Annotated in this window: 16 protein-coding genes; 6 read left to right on the top strand and 10 right to left on the bottom strand. The window is 69.2% G+C overall.

Annotated elements, in window-relative coordinates:
• Positions 1-43: 43 nt before the first annotated feature.
• Complete coding sequence (locus ASD72_RS10610) at positions 44-1,072, bottom strand: NADP-dependent oxidoreductase (protein WP_056879923.1); 1,029 nt, start codon at positions 1,070-1,072, stop codon at positions 44-46.
• A 145-nt stretch (positions 1,073-1,217) separates the two neighbouring features.
• Here ASD72_RS10610 and ASD72_RS10615 point away from each other — a divergent pair, with 145 nt between their 5' ends.
• Both ASD72_RS10615 and ASD72_RS10620 read left to right on the top strand, forming a co-directional pair.
• Positions 1,218-2,087: a class I SAM-dependent methyltransferase gene (locus tag ASD72_RS10615; protein ID WP_056879924.1), complete on the top strand. Its 870-nt coding sequence runs from the start codon at positions 1,218-1,220 to the stop codon at positions 2,085-2,087.
• Between the two features lie 57 nt (positions 2,088-2,144).
• Positions 2,145-2,681 carry a pseudouridine synthase gene (locus ASD72_RS10620; RefSeq protein WP_056879925.1) on the top strand — a complete coding sequence of 179 codons (537 nt, stop codon included), beginning with the start codon at positions 2,145-2,147 and terminating at the stop codon, positions 2,679-2,681.
• A 3-nt stretch (positions 2,682-2,684) separates the two neighbouring features.
• Here the strand turns inward: ASD72_RS10620 and ASD72_RS10625 are convergent, their stop codons facing one another.
• Entirely contained in the window at positions 2,685-3,062 is a 378-nt protein-coding gene (locus ASD72_RS10625) for a hypothetical protein (RefSeq protein ID WP_056879926.1), read from the bottom strand.
• A 230-nt stretch (positions 3,063-3,292) separates the two neighbouring features.
• Positions 3,293-5,779 (bottom strand): ATP-dependent helicase HrpB, encoded by a 2,487-nt coding sequence (gene hrpB / locus ASD72_RS10630; protein ID WP_056879927.1) that lies wholly within the window; start codon positions 5,777-5,779, stop codon positions 3,293-3,295.
• Between the two features lie 196 nt (positions 5,780-5,975).
• Here hrpB and ASD72_RS10635 point away from each other — a divergent pair, with 196 nt between their 5' ends.
• Entirely contained in the window at positions 5,976-6,773 is a 798-nt protein-coding gene (locus tag ASD72_RS10635; RefSeq protein WP_056879928.1) for a TatD family hydrolase, read from the top strand.
• A 39-nt stretch (positions 6,774-6,812) separates the two neighbouring features.
• On the opposite strand, the gene ASD72_RS10640 is transcribed toward ASD72_RS10635, so the two are convergent.
• Both ASD72_RS10640 and ASD72_RS10645 read right to left on the bottom strand, forming a co-directional pair.
• Positions 6,813-8,066 carry a vanadium-dependent haloperoxidase gene (locus tag ASD72_RS10640; protein WP_056879929.1) on the bottom strand — a complete coding sequence of 418 codons (1,254 nt, stop codon included), beginning with the start codon at positions 8,064-8,066 and terminating at the stop codon, positions 6,813-6,815.
• A gap of 99 nt (positions 8,067-8,165) precedes the next feature.
• Positions 8,166-8,492: a hypothetical protein gene (locus ASD72_RS10645; RefSeq protein WP_056879930.1), complete on the bottom strand. Its 327-nt coding sequence runs from the start codon at positions 8,490-8,492 to the stop codon at positions 8,166-8,168.
• A 182-nt stretch (positions 8,493-8,674) separates the two neighbouring features.
• Between ASD72_RS10645 and ASD72_RS10650 the strand changes: the two genes are divergently transcribed.
• The gene (locus ASD72_RS10650) at positions 8,675-10,606 is read left to right on the top strand and encodes a winged helix-turn-helix domain-containing protein (protein WP_056879931.1); all 1,932 of its coding nucleotides are present in this window, start codon (positions 8,675-8,677) and stop codon (positions 10,604-10,606) included.
• A gap of 21 nt (positions 10,607-10,627) precedes the next feature.
• Here the strand turns inward: ASD72_RS10650 and ASD72_RS10655 are convergent, their stop codons facing one another.
• Genes ASD72_RS10655 through ASD72_RS10670 form a run of 4 tightly spaced genes read right to left on the bottom strand, consistent with a single transcriptional unit; the run spans position 10,628 to position 14,191 of the window.
• Positions 10,628-11,530, bottom strand: coding sequence for a hypothetical protein (locus ASD72_RS10655; RefSeq protein ID WP_056879932.1), 903 nt, complete (start codon positions 11,528-11,530; stop codon positions 10,628-10,630).
• Positions 11,527-12,456 carry a 2-dehydropantoate 2-reductase gene (gene panE / locus ASD72_RS10660; protein WP_056879933.1) on the bottom strand — a complete coding sequence of 310 codons (930 nt, stop codon included), beginning with the start codon at positions 12,454-12,456 and terminating at the stop codon, positions 11,527-11,529. Before panE ends, ASD72_RS10655 begins: the two co-directional genes overlap by 4 nt.
• A complete protein-coding gene (locus ASD72_RS10665) occupies positions 12,456-13,226 on the bottom strand; it encodes an ABC transporter permease (protein ID WP_056879934.1) in 771 nt (256 codons plus the stop codon). Before ASD72_RS10665 ends, panE begins: the two co-directional genes overlap by 1 nt.
• Positions 13,223-14,191 (bottom strand): ABC transporter ATP-binding protein, encoded by a 969-nt coding sequence (locus ASD72_RS10670; RefSeq protein WP_056879935.1) that lies wholly within the window; start codon positions 14,189-14,191, stop codon positions 13,223-13,225. Before ASD72_RS10670 ends, ASD72_RS10665 begins: the two co-directional genes overlap by 4 nt.
• A 100-nt stretch (positions 14,192-14,291) precedes the next feature.
• Between ASD72_RS10670 and ASD72_RS10675 the strand changes: the two genes are divergently transcribed.
• Positions 14,292-15,044 (top strand): ferredoxin--NADP reductase, encoded by a 753-nt coding sequence (locus ASD72_RS10675; RefSeq protein WP_155944605.1) that lies wholly within the window; start codon positions 14,292-14,294, stop codon positions 15,042-15,044.
• A gap of 49 nt (positions 15,045-15,093) precedes the next feature.
• Here the strand turns inward: ASD72_RS10675 and ASD72_RS10680 are convergent, their stop codons facing one another.
• Positions 15,094-15,501 (bottom strand): hypothetical protein, encoded by a 408-nt coding sequence (locus tag ASD72_RS10680; protein ID WP_155944606.1) that lies wholly within the window; start codon positions 15,499-15,501, stop codon positions 15,094-15,096.
• Between the two features lie 215 nt (positions 15,502-15,716).
• Between ASD72_RS10680 and ASD72_RS10685 the strand changes: the two genes are divergently transcribed.
• On the top strand, positions 15,717-17,225 hold the full coding sequence (locus ASD72_RS10685; protein ID WP_056879938.1) for an alpha/beta hydrolase: 1,509 nt from the start codon (positions 15,717-15,719) through the stop codon (positions 17,223-17,225).
• Positions 17,226-17,249: the final 24 nt, after the last annotated feature.

Genomic DNA, 17,249 nt, shown 5'->3' on the forward strand with positions numbered 1-17,249 from the left:
GGGAATTTCTCGTCATTCCTGCGAAGACGGGGATGACGGCGCTTTACAGCGCCACCACCACCTTGCCGAAGTTCTCCCCGCGCAGCAGGCCGATCAGCGCGCGCGGTGCATTCTCCAGACCTTCCACCAGGTCCTCGCGGTAGCGGATCTTCCCGTCGGCGAGCCAGGCGCCCATGTCGCGCAGGAACTGCGGGTACAGCGCGATGAAGTCGTACTGGATGAAGCCGCGCACGGTCAGGTGCCGGGACAGGATCTGGCCCATCAGCAGCGCCATGCGATCGGGCCCGGGCGGCAAAGCGGTGTCGTTGTAGTGCGCGACCAGGCCGCAGACCGGGATGCGCGCGAAATCGTTGAGCAGCGGCAGCACCGCGTCGAAGACCGCGCCGCCGACGTTCTCGAAGTAGACATCGATGCCGTCGGGACAGGCGGCGCGCAGCTGCTCGGCGAAATCCGGCGCGCGATGATCCAGCGCGACGTCGAAGCCGAGTTCGTCGCGCAGGTAGGCACGCTTGGCTTCGCCACCCGCGATGCCGACGGCGCGCGCGCCCTGCAGCTTCGCGATCTGCCCGACCGTCGCCCCGACCGGACCGCTGGCCGCGGCCACCACGACGGTTTCGCCGGGTTGCGGTTTGCCGATCTCGTGCAGGCCGACGTACGCGGTGAAGCCCGGCATGCCGTACACGCCCAGCGCGGTGGTCAGCGGCGCGGCACGCGCATCCAGCTTGCGCTTCAGCATGCCGCCCTGCGCGACGGCATGGGTCTGCCACCCGCCGTGCGCGAGCACGAGATCACCGGGCTGCAGGTCCGGGTGGCGCGAGGCGATCACTTCCGACACCGTGCCGCCGTCCATCACCTCGCCGATCTCCACCGGCTTCGCATACGAACGTCCGGCATTCATGCGGCCGCGCATGTACGGATCCAGCGACAGATAGCGATTGCGCAGCAGCACCTGGCCGTCCGCGGGTTCGGGTAGCGGCACGTGCTCCAAGCGGAAGTCATCGGCGGTCGGCTCGCCGCGCGGCCGCGATGCCAGCACGATGCGGGTGTTCTGGGTGGCGTCGTGGCGCGTCATGGCGATGGCTCCGAAAGTGCGGATGGGCGTCAGTCTAACGATGCCACCGAGGCATGCGGTGAAGCGTGCCCGTGCTGCGACGACCGCCATGCCGCCTGAACATGGCGCGTGCTAGGCTCCGCGCACCTTTCTGGAGGGCTGACGCATGACGACCCGTATTTCGCTGTCCCTGGCACTCGTGGCCGCACTCGCCGCATCGCCCGCCGTGTTCGCCGCGGCGCCGGCGAAGACCGACGCTGCGGCCAAGGCGCTGCCCGCCGCCGATGTCGCCGCACTGGATGCCGCGCTGAAGGGCGACTGGCGCGATCCGAAGAACGTCGCGCGCGATGCGTATCGCCATCCGAAGGAAACCCTGTCGTTCTTCGGCGTCACGCCGTCGGAGACCGTCGTCGAGATCACGCCCGGCGGCGGCTGGTATTCCGAAGTGCTGGCGCCTTACCTGAAGGCGAAAGGCAAGTACGTGGCCGCCGTCGTCGATCCCGCCGCCGTGGCCGAGAAGAGCCGCAACTACTACCAGCGTGGCGTGGACAATCTGGCGAAGAAGTTCACCGACGGCCCGGCGCAGTTCGACAAGGCCGCGACCGTGAAGTACGACCCGGCCGCGCCGGTGTTCGGTGCCGCGGGTTCGGCCGACGTGGTGCTGACGTTCCGCAACGTGCACAACTGGCGCAAGGCCGGCCAGGCCGAAGGCATGTTCAAGGGCTTCTACGAGGTGCTGAAGCCCGGCGGCGTGCTCGGCGTGGTGGAGCATCGCGCGACAGCCGACGTGCCGGCCGACGATGGCACCGGCTATGTCGGCGAAGCGCAGGTGATCGCGCTGGCCACCGCCGCCGGTTTCCAGCTGGCGGGCAAGAGCGAGGTCAACGCCAATCCGAAGGACACCAAGGACCATCCGAACGGCGTGTGGACGCTGCCGCCCACCAACGACCATCCGGAAGCGGACCGCGCCAAGTACCAGGCCATCGGCGAGAGCGACCGGATGACGCTGCGCTTCATCAAGCCGGCCGCCAAGTAAGCTGGAACGCGCGCCGTCGCGGCCTGCATGGTCGCGGCGGCGTTGTCGTCTTCGCCGATGCTCGTCGCCTTCAACAAACCGTTCAACGTGCTCTGCCAGTTCACCGACCGCAGCGATCCGCCGCGGCGGACGTTGGCGGCGTTCGGCTTGCCGCCGCGCGTATACGCCGCGGGCCGTCTCGACTACGACAGCGAAGGCCTGTTGCTGCTCACCGACGATGGCGCGCTGGCGAACCGCCTGACCGATCCGCGCCACAAGCAGCCCAAGACCTACTGGGTGCAGGTGGAAGGCACCCCGACGGACGCGCAGCTCGAGCAGCTGCGCCTGGGCGTGGTGTTGAACGATGGACCGACGCTGCCCGCGAAGGTCGAACGCTTGGACCCCGCCCCCCCGCTATGGGAGCGCGATCCGCCGGTGCGCTTCCGCAAGATGGTGCCGGATGCGTGGCTCGCGCTGACGATCACCGAAGGCCGCAACCGCCAGGTGCGCCGCATGACCGCCGCGGTCGGCCTGCCCACGCTGCGGCTGGTGCGCGCGGCGATGGGCGATGTACGGCTCGATGGTCTCGCGCCCGGCACGTGGCGGGTGCTGTAACGATCAGGTATCGGCGGAACGCGACGCAGTGCTGCGCGGACGGCGCGGCGTGCCGGTCTTGCGAGCTGACGATCCGTTGCCGTTGACCTTGCGCGCTTCCACGCGGCGCGACTTGCCTTCGATCGGCGCGCTGGCCTGATCGCGCTTGCGCTTGCGATAGGCGACCAGGGCCAGCAGGCCCACGCCGATGCCGGCCGCGACCGCGACCGCCGGGTTGCGTTTGACGAAGTTCACCGCGAGCTTGCCGCCGGTCTTCGCGACGCCGAGCGCGGCGCCGGTCTGCAGCAGCTTGTCCGCACTCGGGACTGCATGCTTGAGGCTGCTACCGGCCTGGCTGGCGAGTTCCAACGCACGGTCGGTAATGGTGGTCAGCTTGCTCATGGGGCCTTCCCTGAAAGAGGTGGGTAGATCGCCAGTGTCCGGGCGAGGATGTTTACGGGATGTTAGTTCGCCCACGCGGCGCTGGCCGCGGGCTGAACGACTTCGTCAGGTGCCGCGCGGCTTCGCCCGATGGGTCGCCTGGGCGCTCCACGGGTCGTCGGGCCGCGCCGAGTGGAACCCACCGTCAATGTAATGGGTGCGCCGCCGCCGCGGCAGGCGATAACGACGCGCTACGTACCGCGCGGCTTCGCCCGATGGGTGGCCTGGGCGCTCCAGGGATCATCCGGCCACGGATGCTTCGGGTACCGCCCCTTCATCTCCTTCTTCACCTCGGCATAGGTCGAGTTCCAGAAGTTGCGCAGGTCGGAGGTCACCTGCAGCGGTTTGCCGCCCGGTGAGAGCAGATGCAGCAGGACGGGCACGCGGCCGTCGGCCACACGCGGCGTGTCGGCCAGGCCGAACAGTTCCTGCAGCTTCACCGCCAGCACCGGCGGTTGGCCGTGCGCGTACTCGATGCGGCGCTCCATGCCCGACGGCACGGTGATCCGCGTGGGCGCCAGCGCGTCGATGCGCTGGCGCAGCGACCAGTCAAGGCCGGACTTCAGCGCGTTCGCCAGATCGTCCTCGCCGAGCGCATCCAGCCGCGTCTTGCCGGCGAACGCGGGCTTCAACCAGGTGTCGAGCGTCGCCATCAGCGCGTCGTCGGACAGGTCGGGCAGGCCAAGGTCGGGCATCCACTCGTGCAGGCAGCGCACGCGCTCGCGCCATTGCTGCAGCGATTCGGGCCACGGCAACGCGTCCAGACCGAGGTCGCGCACGGCGTCGGTCAGCGCGGCGGCGGCGAGCGCGGGATCCACGCGGCCGGCCGGCCGCGCGTCGAACACGATCTGGTCGAAGCGCGATTCGCGTTGCGCCGACAGCGCGCGCCGCGACGCATCCCAGCGCACGGTGTCCTCGGTGACGAAGCGATCGGCGAAGTCGCGGCGCAGGCGCCGTTCGTCCAGCGGGGCGGCCCGCTGCACGAGCGCGTCGCGCGCTTCATGGCGAAGCTCGCTGACCACGATCCACGGCTCGCCGACCAGTGCGCTGTCGTCGAACAGCCGGGCGCTGCGCCCGTTCGCCAGCAGGTAGCGGCGCGCGTCCTGCGGATGCTGGAAACCGATGCGATCCGGGAACGCGTGCATCAGCACGTCGCCCAAGCGATGGGCCTCCACCGAGGACGGCGGCGCGGCGGCCTCGCGGACCCGGCGGCGCCACTGCTTCGCAGCGGCCTCGATCGCGGCGAGGCCCGAGCGGTTCGCCTCCTGCGGCGCGCGGCCGCTACGGAACGCCGCCAGCGCACGCCAGCGCGCGGCCAACGCGTCGCCGCCCATCCGCAGCGGATCGCGCGCTTCGACCAGCGCGGCGAGGTCGCAGGCGAGCGCGCGGTCCTCGCCCTCGCCTGCCGACAGCAGCATCGCCGCGAGCCGGGGATGCGTGCCGAGCGCGAGCATGCGCTTGCCCAGCGGCGTGATGGCGTTCGTCGCCGTCAGTGCGCCGAGGCGGCGCAGCAGATCGCGCGCCGCATTCATCGCGCCGGGCGGCGGCGCATCGACGAAACGCAGCTCGTCGCTGCCCCACGCCGCCAGTTCCAGCGCCAGCGCGCCGAGTTCGACCAGTGCGATCTCCGGTCGCCGCTGCGGATCGAGCCGCTGCGATTGCGGCCAGAGGCGGTAGGCCCATCCGTCGGCCACGCGACCCGCGCGACCGGCGCGCTGGTCGGCGGAGGCCTGCGAGATGGTCGTCACTTCCAGGCGCGAAAAGCCACTGTTCGGGTCGTACGAAGGCTCGCGCGCCTGTCCGCTGTCTACCACCACGCGCACGCCGGGCAGCGTCACCGACGATTCGGCCACGTTGGTCGCCAGCACCACGCGCCGACGGCCCTGCGGATCCGGCTGCAGCGCTTCGGCCTGCTTCTCCACCGGCAGTTCGCCATGCAGGGCGAGGACGAGGATGTCCTGCGGCAGGACGTCCGCCAGCATCGTCGCCACGCGCGCGATCTCGCGCTGGCCCGGCAGGAATACCAGCACGTCGCCGGGATGCGCCTGCACGGCCTGTTCGATGGCGCGGCGCGCCTGCACGTCGGTGGCCTCGTCGCGGCGCGCGGGGAAGTGCGCGACCTGGACCGGGAAGCCCCGGCCCTCGCTGCTCAGCCGCGGCGCGTCGAGGAACCGCGCCAGCTTCTCGCCGTCGAGCGTGGCGGACATGACGACGATGCGCAGGTCCTCGCGCAGCTGCGCCTGCACGTCCAGCGCCAGCGCCAGGCCGAGGTCGCCTGCCAGGTGGCGTTCGTGGAATTCGTCGAACAGGATCGCGCCGACGCTCTCCAGCATCGGATCGTCCTGGATCATCCGGGTCAGGATGCCTTCGGTGACCACCTCGATCCGCGTGTCCGGCCCGATCCTGTTCTCGAACCGGATGCGATAGCCGACCGTGTCGCCGACGGCTTCGCCCCGCTGCTTCGCCATGAACCCGGCCGCCGCGCGCGCCGCCACGCGGCGCGGTTCCAGCACCACGATCTTGCGGCCCTGCAGCCACGGCTCGTCCAGCAGCGCCAGCGGCACCTGCGTGGTCTTGCCCGCACCGGGCGGGGCTTCCAGCACCAGGCGCGGATGGTCGGACAGGCTGCGGACGATGTCCGGCAGCAGCGGGGTGATCGGGAAGGCGGGCGACGGCATGCGGTGGGAAGGATAAACGCATGCGGTCCTACTGTAGGAGCGACGTGAGTCGCGACCGCACGGCTTGTGCGCCCATGGCAAGCATCGGCCGGGACATCCGTGCACATGGCGAATCCGGCTGCCCGGACCATTCACTCATCCGGTCGCGACTCACGTCGCTCCTACAACAGCAGGCACCAGGGCTTAAAATACCGCCATGGATCTCATCGACATCGGCGCCAACCTCACCCACGAGAGCTTCGACCACGACCGCAACGCGGTGCTGCAGCGCGCGCGCGAAGCCGGCGTGGTGCAGCAGGTGGTCACTGGCGCCAGCCGCGAGCATTCGCCCACGGCGCTGCGCCTGGCGCAGGCGCATCCGGGCGAGCTGTTCGCCACGGCAGGCGTGCACCCGCACCACGCCACCGAGTACACCGACGAATGCGACGCCGAGATGCGCGCGCTGCATGCGCATGCCGACGTCGTCGCGGTGGGCGAATGCGGACTGGACTACTTCCGCGATTTCTCGCCGCGGCCGGCGCAGCGCAAGGCGTTCGAGCGCCAGCTGCAGATCGCGGTGGACACCCGCAAGCCGCTGTTCCTGCACCAGCGCGACGCGCACGACGACTTCGTGGCGATGATGAAGAACTTCGACGGCCAGTTGGGCCCGGCCGTGGTGCACTGCTTCACCGGCACGAAGAAGGAACTGTTCGACTGCCTGGACCAGGACTGGCACATCGGCATCACCGGCTGGCTGTGCGACGAACGCCGCGGCCTGCACCTGCGCGAGCTGGTGAAGAACATCCCGGCGAACCGGCTGATGATCGAAACCGACGCGCCCTACCTGCTGCCGCGCACGGTGAAGCCGCAGCCTTCGCACCGCCGCAACGAGCCGATGTACCTGGCCCACATCGTCGCCGAACTGGCGCGCGACCGCGGCGAGGACATCGAGGTCACCGCCGCCGCCACGACGGCGACGGCGCGCGCGTTCTTCCGGCTGCCGCCGACAGGGTGAGCGCCACGGTCGGGTAGCGCTCTACCCCGGGCGTCCGCATCAGCGACGCCTCGGCCGCAGGTAGTGGCGGACCACGTAGTTGCCGATCTTGTTGCCCTGTTTCAGGCCGTCCATGCATGCGGTACGGAAGTGGATGCCGGCGTACACGCGCGACATCGCCGCCTCATGTTCGGCCTGCGACAGCGTGTCGAAGTGGCGTTCGATCCCCGCGGCGGACAGCGTGTACGGCAACGCGTCGGTGCCCAGCAGGCGGCGCAGCACTTCCATCGCGCTGGCGGTCAGCCCCGACAGGCCACTGGCATAGTCCGGGTACGGGGGCGTGACCAGGTACGGCAACCACTGCGCGTTGCCGGCCGCCTGGATCGCGGTGACAGGCCGCCAGAAGAGGTAGCGGTACTTGCCTTCGAACAGACCGAAGGAGGCATCGGCCTGCGCCATGTTCATCAGGGCGAACAGGCGCGCGTGCTGCCAGAGGTCCAGGCCGCGTCCCGCGACGACCTGCTGCGCGATGGCATTGGCATTGGCGCCACCGCCGGCCCAGTAGCGCGCCGCGCGGCTTTCGTACGAATCGACATTCTGCGGCGCGCCGCGCACTGCCGCGCTGCCGACCGCCATCACTTCCTGGTAGTCGCGCCGGTAGGTGCCGCTGCGCAGGTTCATCAGCGGCGACGGTCCGGCGCCGAACTGGGTGACGCGACCCAGCGCGAACGGCTTCACCTTGCCCCAGTTGCCGAATAGCGGGGCCGCGAAATTGGGCGGCGTTGGCTGGTACACGCCCGGCAACAGCGGGGCCGCGTACGGCGCGTGCGGCGTGGCGGCACCGTCGTTGGCCCGCAGCGCAAGGATCGCCTCGGCTGCCGCGGCACCGACCGCGATGCCGTCGCTCACGCAGCTCGGATACGCCGCGGGACACGAGAGCCCGGCGAGATAGGTGTCGTACGTGGTCTCCAGCGCGGCCGCTTGCGAAGGCACGGTGATCGACAGCGTCATGTAGGCGGCGGTAGCGACCGCCGCTTCGGGAGAAGCGCCGCGCACGGCGGGATGCGTGCCCGCATACGGCTCGTAGCGCGGCTCGATCGAATTCAGCGCATCGTGGATCGCCAGATGGGTGATCGCGTTGACGCGCGTCTGGATCGGCGGCGCACCGGCGGCGGTGGCGGCCTGCCAGGCCGTGGTGTTCCAGTCGGTGACGGCGTCGGCCTGGGCCAGGCCGGGCAGCAGGACCGCAAGCAACAGGACGAGACGGTGGCGACGAGCGAAGCTTCGCCGGGCCGCGGTGGACATCAGGTTCATGGTGGACTCCTTTCATGGTGGTGGAGGGCCGCCTCGCAGGGCGGCGATCGATCCGCGCCGGAGGATGGCTATCCGAGCCGGCGTGCACGGCGGCGCAGCTCAATCGCTGCGCCGGTTGTCGGCCACGCGGCGCGCTTCCGACGAACGGGGCAGCGCGCGTTCGAACACCACGCGGTGCGGGCGCGCGTCGTGGCGGCGGCAGGCGCGGCGGGCCTCGGCCATCAACGCCGCGCGGCTGGCATAGACCTGGCCGATGTTGTGTTGGCCCAGCAGCGCGCCCACCTCGTGCTGCGGCGGCAAGCGTGGATGGGCGCAGTCGATCACGATGCGCGGCGCGGCGGCGTCATCAGGGCCGACGGGCCCGGCGATGGCCGGCGCGGCCGTGGACAGGACGGCCAGGACGACGATGGCGGCGTGAAGCTTCATGGCGTTCTCCTCGGCCCGGGGATCGGGCGTCGGCGACCAGCGTCCGCCCCACGGGACGACCGGTCTTGAGGAAACGCTGAGGCGGGCGCGGAAAAACCGCCCGAAAGCTTGGGGAATGCTTAGGCCGACCCTCCCCGCGCGCTCCGTTGAAGGAAGACCGATCCCGGGGATGCCGCGCCGCCATGTCCTCGCCTGCCCATGAACTGCGCTTCGGCGACACCACCATCGACTTCACCGGTCGGCGGCTGTGGCGCGCGGGCGAAGAACAGGCGCTGGAGCCGAAGGCGTTCGCCGTACTGGCCCTGCTGGCCGCCGAGCCCGGTCGCGTCTTCACCCGCGATGAGATCCTGGATGCCGTCTGGGGCCACCGCCACGTCACCCCGGGTGTGCTGAACCGGATCGTCACCCTGCTGCGGCATGCGCTGGGCGAAGACGCCCACCATCCGCGCGTGCTGCACACCTTGCATGCCGTGGGCTATCGCTTCGATCTTCCGGTCGCCAGCGAATCCACGACGGGCGATGACGTACCGGAACTCACGCCGAGGACACGGCGCCGCACCGTGCCCGCAGCCCTCTGGTACGTCGCATTGCTGGTGGCGACCAGCGCCGTGTTCGCATGGTGGTGGTCTTCCAGCCGGACGATCACGACGCGCCCCGTGCCACCCGTCGCGGCCGCGGTCGCGCCGCCGACGCTGGTGGTGATGCCGTTGAAGCCCATCGGCGACGGCGAGAGCGTGCGGATCATCGCCGATGGGCTGGGCGAGGAACTGATCTGCAGCCTGGCGCAGGTGGAAGGCCTGCGGGTGATCGCGCGCGATTCCACCCGGCTGGCCACCGATGCGTCGGCCGACCCGGCCACGCTGGTGCAGCGACTCGGGATCACCCATGCCCTGGAAGGCAATCTGCAGCAGGCCGGCCAGTCTTTGCGTGTGCGGTTGCGCCTGGTCGATGCGCACGGCGGCGGCACGCTGTGGACGAAGGATTTCGATCGGGACGCGTCCGAAGTATTGCTGCTGCAACGGGACATCGCCGAAACCGTCGCGGGCTCGCTGGCACTGCGCCTGGGACTGACGGAGGCACCCTCGCGCAGCGGCGATGCCGAATTCCTGCGCCGCTACCATATCGCGCGCGCGCTGGTCAGTTTGCGGGACCTGCCGCCCGAAGCCTCCACCGAGCGCGCCGAACGCGAGTTCCGCGCGCTGCTGCGCGAACGTCCCGACGATGCCCGTGCCCATGCCGGCCTGGCACTGTCGCTCGAGATACGCGCCCAACGAAGGCCAACGCTGGCCACCACCCTGCGCGAGGAAGCCGTTCGCGAGGCCACGCTGGCGCAACGCCTGGATCCGACGCTCGCCGAGCCGTATTTCGTGCTCGCCGCCAACGCCTGCATCGCGGACGACTGGGCGCGCTGTCTGTCCCTGCAGGAGCGGGCATTGCACGTGAATCCCAGTAACGCCGAGATGGGCTTCGGCCTGACCCTCTCGCTGGCGAGGTTGGGCTATCTCGACCGCGCCGAAGCACGTGCGCGCGAACTGCAGGCGCGCGATCCGCTGGGCCGCAACGGCGGCTTCATGATGGCGCGCGTGCTGGATACCCTGGGGCGGCACGATGAAGCCCACCGCCTGCTGCAGCCTCTTCCCGCCTATGCCGCCTACGCGCGGTGGTTCAACGCGGTGTGGCGCAAGGACTACGCCGGCGCGTTACGGATCGCGGAAGCGGAGATCGGCGGACCGAACCACCCCGACGCGTATGCGAAACGGCTCGCGCCCGGATACGTCGCCGCCTCGGAGGCGCTGATCGATCCTTCCCGCTGGCCGCACGCCGTCGCCGAGTTCGAGGCGTACGAGAAGGCGACCGGCATGGCGAACTTCTCTCGCGTGCTGGTGCCCGGTGCCGCCGACAACGCGGCCCCCCTGATCGAGGAACTCAATGAAGTGCGCCAACGCGGCTATTCCACGTGGGACTTGCTGCTATGGACGAAGGACCTGGCCTATCTGCGGCGCGACCCGGCGTTCCAGCGCTTCCTGCGCGACAACGGCATCCTCGCCTACTGGCGCGCGCATGGCTTTCCCGTGCAATGCCGTCCGGAAGGTGAGGGTGCGGTCTGCGATTGAGCCGTCGTCTTCGCGGCCGCGTCAGACCGAAGCTCCGCGCCCCTCGCCCGCCTGCCACAACGCGTCCAGCCCCTGGCGATAGTCCGCGTGTCGCGGCCGCCAGTGCAGCGCCTCCTGCGTGTGCCGCGCATCGATGCGCTTGCTTGCGCCGTAGAAGCGCTGCCGTGCGGGCGATGCGCGCGCGGCGTCGTAGGGCTCGGCCGGCGGCAGCGGCAGGCCGCTGAGTTCGGCGGCATAGGCGAGCACGTCCTGCGGCGGCGCCGGCAGTTCGTCGGGGAGCAGGTAGATCGCATCGGGCATGCAGGTATGCCATAGAGAGGCGATGAGCGCGTCGCACGCGTCTTCGACATGGATGCGGTTGAATACCAGCCCCGGCTTCACCACGTGCCGCGCCTTGCCGTCGGCGAGCTGGCGCAACGCGTTGCGCCCGGGACCGTAGAGACCCGCGAGCCGGAACACGCCGCATGCGATGCCGCGCCGGTGCGCCAGCGCCTGCCATTGCGCTTCGGCACGCAGTCGCCAACGCGCCGCGTCGTCGCTGCCATCGGCAAGGGACGAGGCATCGACGATGCCGCCTTGCCGGTCCGCATAGACGCCGGTGGAAGAGAGATAACCCAACCAGCGCAGCCGATCGTTCGAGGCCAGCGCATCGGCGAGCAACGACAGCGCGGGATCGCCGTTCGCCTCCGGTGGCATCGAGCCGAGGACCGCATCGGCGTTCACCAGGGCCGCGAGCAGGACCGTATCGACCGGCGTACCGCCATCGAAACGGCGACGCGAGGCGTCCGCAGGAGCGGGCGTCCGCGTGGTCCCGATACAGTCCACGCCATGTGCCCGCAGGCGCTGCACGAAGTGCGTGCCGGTGTATCCCATGCCCAGCACGACCATCCGCCGCAGCCAGGGCGGCGGTGCGGTCGTGCTCATGCGTCCCGCTGGGCCTCGTAGGCCTGCAGGTGCGTCCACGCCGCCCGCAGGCAGGGCACGGCGATGCCGTGTGCCGCAGCGCGGTGCACCATGTCGCCGACGATGTGCGCGGCTTCGACGCGCTGGCCTGCTTCCAGGTCGCGCAGCATCGAGGCCTTCATCGGCGAACCGGCGGCCGTCAGCGTTTCGCGCGCCGAGGCCTGTGCAGGCTCGGGCACCGGCTGGGCCGACGCGGCGGCGACCGCCAGGCATTCGTCATGCAGTGCGGCCATGAACTCCGCGCCGCCCTCGCCCGCCACGATCGTGCCGATCGGCGCGCGCATTAGGCAGGTACCGGCCGCCAGCGCGGTAAGGAAGCTGTACTTCACCCACTGTGCCTGTGCGATGTCCGCCGTGCGCAGATGATCGACGCCGGCCTGCGCGCACGCGGCGGCGAGCGCCTGCAGGCGGCCATCCGACGCCTGCCCGGCGCGTTCGCCGAAGGTCATCGATGCGGGTTTGCCGAGGTGCAGGATCTCGCCGTCGGCGCCCAGCGTGGCGCTGATGAAGCACAGGCCGCCCGGGACGTTGTCGAAGCCGAAGCGCGCATCGAGGGCTTCGTAGTGGCGCAGGCCGTTGAGCAGCGGCAGCACGCGGGCACCTGCATCAACCGCGGGCGCGATGGCCTCCATGGCGCTCTCGATGTCGTAGGCCTTGCAACTCAGCAGGACCAGATCGAACGGCGCGGCATCGCGGAGTTCGTCCGCGGTGATGACCTGGGCGGGAACATCCGCATCGCCCAGCGGGCTGCGGATGCGCAGGCCGCGTTCGCGCAGCAGCGCCGCGCGTGCCGGACGCACGAGGAAGCTGACATCGATGCCGGCTTGCGCGAGGCGGCCGCCGAAATAACCACCGGTGCCGCCGGCGCCGAGCACGAGCAGGCGCATCAGCTGCGCAGCCCCACGCCCTTCTTCAGCAGCCACAGGCCGAGCGCAGCCAGGCCGACGACGAAGCCCAGCATCAGCGCGTAGGCGATCCACAGCGGCACGTCGCTGGTGCCGAGCAGGCCGTAGCGGAACGCGTTGACCATGTAGAAGATCGGGTTGGCGTGCGTCAGCGCTTCCGCCCACGGCGGCAGCAGCGTCACCGAATAGAACACGCCACCCAGGTAGGTCAACGGGGTGAGGATGAAGGTCGGGACGATGGCGATGTCGTCGAACTTCTTCGCATACGCCGCATTGACGAAGCCGGCCAGCGAGAAGATCGTCGCGCCCAGCAGCACCGTGGAGATCGTCACCAGCGGATGCGGGATGCGCACCTTGGTGAAGAACATCGCGATGACCAGCACGATGACGCCCACCATCAGCCCGCGCAGCACCGCGCCGGCCACGTAGCCGAGCAGGATCACCCAGTTCGGCATCGGACTGACCAGCAATTCTTCGACGTGGCGGCCGAACTTGGCGCCGAAGAACGAGGACGAGATGTTGCCGTAGCTGTTCTGGATGATGCTCATCATCACCAGACCGGGGACGATGAACTCCATGTAGCTGTAGCCACCCATGTTGCGGATCTGGCTGCCGATCAGGCCGCCGAAGATCAGGAAGTACAGCGTCATGGTGATGGCCGGCGGCACCAGGGTCTGGCCCCAGATGCGCAGGATGCGGGCGACTTCGCGGCGGACGATGGTGCCCAGCGCGACCAGGTTGGGGTGGCTCATGCCGCCTTCTCCTTGCCCGCGTCGCCATTGCCGGTCATGCGCACGAACAGCTCCTCCAGCCGGTTGCTCTTGGTGCGCATCGAGCGCACGCGGATGCCGGCGTCGTTGAGCGCGGCGAACACGCGGTTGAGGTCCATCGCGCGCGGCATGTCGAGGTCCAGCGTGTGCGCGTCGGTGGCGACCAGCGTGGTGCCCTCGATCACGGGCAGCTGCGCGGGCAGCTCACCGTCGATGTCGAACAGGAAGCCTTCCACGTCCAGCTTGGCCAGCAGCGCCCGCATCGGGCCCTGCTCCACGATCACGCCGTGGTCGATGATGGCGAGGTTGCGGCAGAGGCTTTCGGCTTCTTCCAGGTAGTGCGTGGTCAGAATGATCGTGGTGCCGGCCGCGTTGATGTCCTTTAGCGTCTTCCACATGCCGCGGCGGATCTCGATGTCCACGCCGGCCGTGGGTTCGTCCAGGATCAGCAGCTTCGGCCGGGTCATCATGGCGCGCGCGATCATCAGCCGGCGCTTCATGCCGCCCGACAGCGTGCGGCTCATGACGTGGGCCTTTTCCCACAGCTGTGCGCGCTTGAGTTCCTCTTCGGCCCGCACCAGCGCCTCGGCGCGGGGGATGCCGTAGAAACCCGCGTAGTTCACGCAGATGTCGAGCGGCTTCTCGAACATGTTGAAGTTGATTTCCTGCGGCACCAGGCCGAGCAGGCGCATCGCACCGTCGCGGTCGCGGTCGATGTCCACGCCGAACACGCCGACCTGGCCGCTGCTCTTGTTGACCAGCGAACTGACGATGCCGATCAGGGTGGACTTGCCGGCGCCGTTCGGGCCCAGCAGGGCGAAGAAATCGCCGGGTTCGACCTGCAGCGACACGCCCTTGAGGGCCTGGACGCCGGTGTCGTAGACCTTGCGCAGGTCGGTGATGGCCAGCGCGGGAGCAGCGGCCGATGCCGCGGAGGGAGACGCCATGGGAGCCTTGCGGTGCGCCGCGGGGGCGCGGTGGGAGGGCGAACGCTTATTATAGGCGTCCCGCCGGGGCCGCCCCGGGCCACACAGTGTTCCAGCCGCCTTGGCGATCGTTCCTTTTCCCCTGAAGCTCGTCGGCCGGCGCATGCTGGCGCCCAGCGTGGGCCACTACAGCTTCGTGCGCGACGACGGGCAGCCGCTGGACTTCATCCCCGGCCAGTTCATCCAGGTGCATTTCAGCTACGCCGACGGCACGGCGACCAAGCGCAGCTACTCGCTAGCGACGATCCATGACCATGCGATGGGTCCGGGTGAAGCCGTGGAGATCGCGGTCAGCTACGTGCCTGGCGGCGCGGCGACGGCGTTGTTCGAAGGCCTGCCGGAAGGCGGCCACGTCGAGGCGAGCGGTCCGTTCGGCCGCTTCTGCCTGATGCCCGGCGACCAGAACCGGCGGTATCTGCTGATCGCCACCGGCACGGGCGTGACCCCGTACCGCGCAATGCTGCCGCAGCTGGAAGCGCTGATGCGCGAGCGTGGCGTGGAGGTGGTCCTGCTGCAGGGCGCGCGCACGCCAGAGGAACTGCTGTACGGCGACGATTTCCGTGCCTTCGCCGATACGCATCCCGGTTTCCGCTTCGTCCCGTGTTTCTCGCGCGAGCTGCCCGCCGATCCGCATGCCGACGTGCGCCAGGGCTACGTGCAGCAGCAGCTGGCAGAGTTCGTACCCGATCCCGCGCGCGACATCGCCTACCTCTGCGGCAACCCCAACATGGTGGATGCGTGCTTCGAGGCGCTGAAGGCGCACGGCCTGCCGATCCCGCAGATCCGGCGCGAGAAGTACGTCAGCAGCAAGTAACACTGCGTTCCCGGCGTCCGCCGCCACGCATCGCCAGCGTCTTCTACCCTCAACGCACCGGGTGCGGCACTTCGATGATCTCGGGCGTGATGTTGCGCAGGTTACCCGAACACCGCAGCTGGTACTCCGACCCGGCTTTGGCTGTGAACTCGGGGAAATTCAGACTCACCACGAAGCCGCCCCCGTTGCAGTCCATGCGGACGACATAGGTTCCAGGCGGAACATAGAAAAGATTCCGCTGCCGACGCAGCGTCGGCGCCTCGAGCCGTTGTCCAGTCCTTGCATCGTAGATCGAATCGACGTGCCCGACGAAGACTGCCGTCAAGCCGGCCATCCACATGGACTGATCTTCGGTGACGCCCCTGATAAGCGCCACATTGTCCAACGATTCATTGGGATCCGGGACGATTGCGCAGCCGCCCATCAATGCGACGAAGCCAAGCAGCAGGGCATTCACCAAGGTCCTTCCCATTGCGTCTCCAAGTGTCTTGAGCGAACAGCCAAGCAGTCGGAAACCTTCCTGGCATTGACCAAGGATTCTCTTTGCCCCCTTCATCGTCGTCAATGGAACCTCGCTCCGGCCAGGCCCAGCAACTTGCGGGGGCCTTCGGTCACATCCGCCCCTCTGCTCCGTCATGGCATGCTGGAACCAGCCTACAACGGGACAGATACATGGAATTCCAGTTTCGTCGAACACTCGCGCCGGCCTTGGGCGCCCTGATACTCGCCGGCTGCAATGGCGCGGCTCCGGGCCCCGAGCAGCAGGCCGTCCGCCATTACGGTGAGCTTGCCTTCAAGCCCTGCACGCTGACCGCGCCCTACCTGACCACCAACGTCGAAGCGCAATGCACGACGTTCGAGGTGGCCGAGGATCCGGCCAAGCCGGAGGGCCGCAAGGTCGCGCTCAACATCGCCTGGCTGCCCGCCACCAACGAGGGCGCGGCCACCGAGGACCCGGTGTTCTTCCTCGCCGGTGGCCCGGGCCAGTCGGCCGTGCAGGTGTGGCCGGCCATCGATGGCGCCTTCCGCGACGTGCGCAAGTCGCGCCACATCGTGCTGGTGGACCAGCGCGGCACCGGCAAATCGAACCCGCTGTCCTGCAAGGACGACGCAGGCCGCAACGCCTACGGCGACGCCGAGGACATGAGCGAAGCCTCTGCGGTCGAATTCGCCCGCACCTGCGCCACGTCGCTGCAGGCCGATCCGCGCTTCTACACCACCAGCGATGCCGTGCGCGACCTGGACAGCGTGCGCAAGGCGCTGGGCGCGGCGAAGATCAACCTGGTCGGCGGCTCCTACGGCACGCGCGTGGCGCAGCAGTACGCGATGCACCACCCCGACAGCACGCGCAGCGTGGTGATCGACGGCGTGGTGCCCAACGAGCTCGTGCTGGGCAGTGAGCATGCGCGCAACCTGGACGCCGCACTGGCGTTGCAGTTCCAGCATTGCCAGGCCAACGAGACGTGCAAGAAGCGCTTCGGCGACGACCTACGCGGCCAACTGGGCACGCTGATGGCGCGCCTGGCCGCCACCCCGGTGAGCACCGAGTACCGCGACCCTTCGACAGGCGAATTGGTCACCGGTGAAGTGAATGCCGGGACTGTCGCGGGCATCACCCGCATGTACTCCTACTACCCGCAGGGCGCCGCCCTGTTGCCGCTGGTGTTGAACGAAGCCCAGCAGGGCCGGTACGGCTCGCTGATGTCGCTGGCCAAGCTGCTGGAGACGCAGGTCGGCGACCAGTTCATGCATGGCATGCAGCTGTCGGTGATCTGCGCCGAAGACGCAGACCTGCTGAAGGCCGACCCCGGCGACGCCGGCACAGTGCTCGGCAGCACGCTGGGCGACACGCTGAAGTCGCAATGCGGCGCATGGCCGACGGGCACGCGCCCGGCGGATTTCCACACCGCGTGGACCTCCGATATCCCCACGCTGTTGACGTCGGGCGAGATGGATCCCGTGACGCCGCCGCGCTACGGCGAGCAGGTGTTGCGCACGCTGTCGAACGGCCGCCACCTGGTGCTGAAAGGCCAGGGCCACGGCACGTTCGCGGTCGGCTGCATGCCCAAGCTGCTCGGCCGTTTCCTGGAGACGGCCGACGCGAAAGGCCTGGATGCGAAATGCCTGGACAGCCTCGACTACGTGCCGCCTTTCACCAGCTTCAACGGCTGGGAGCCGTGAGCCGCGCCCCGCGCGCCCGACCTA

The sequence above is a fragment of the Pseudoxanthomonas sp. Root630 genome, assembly GCF_001427585.1.
GTDB lineage: Bacteria > Pseudomonadota > Gammaproteobacteria > Xanthomonadales > Xanthomonadaceae > Pseudoxanthomonas_A.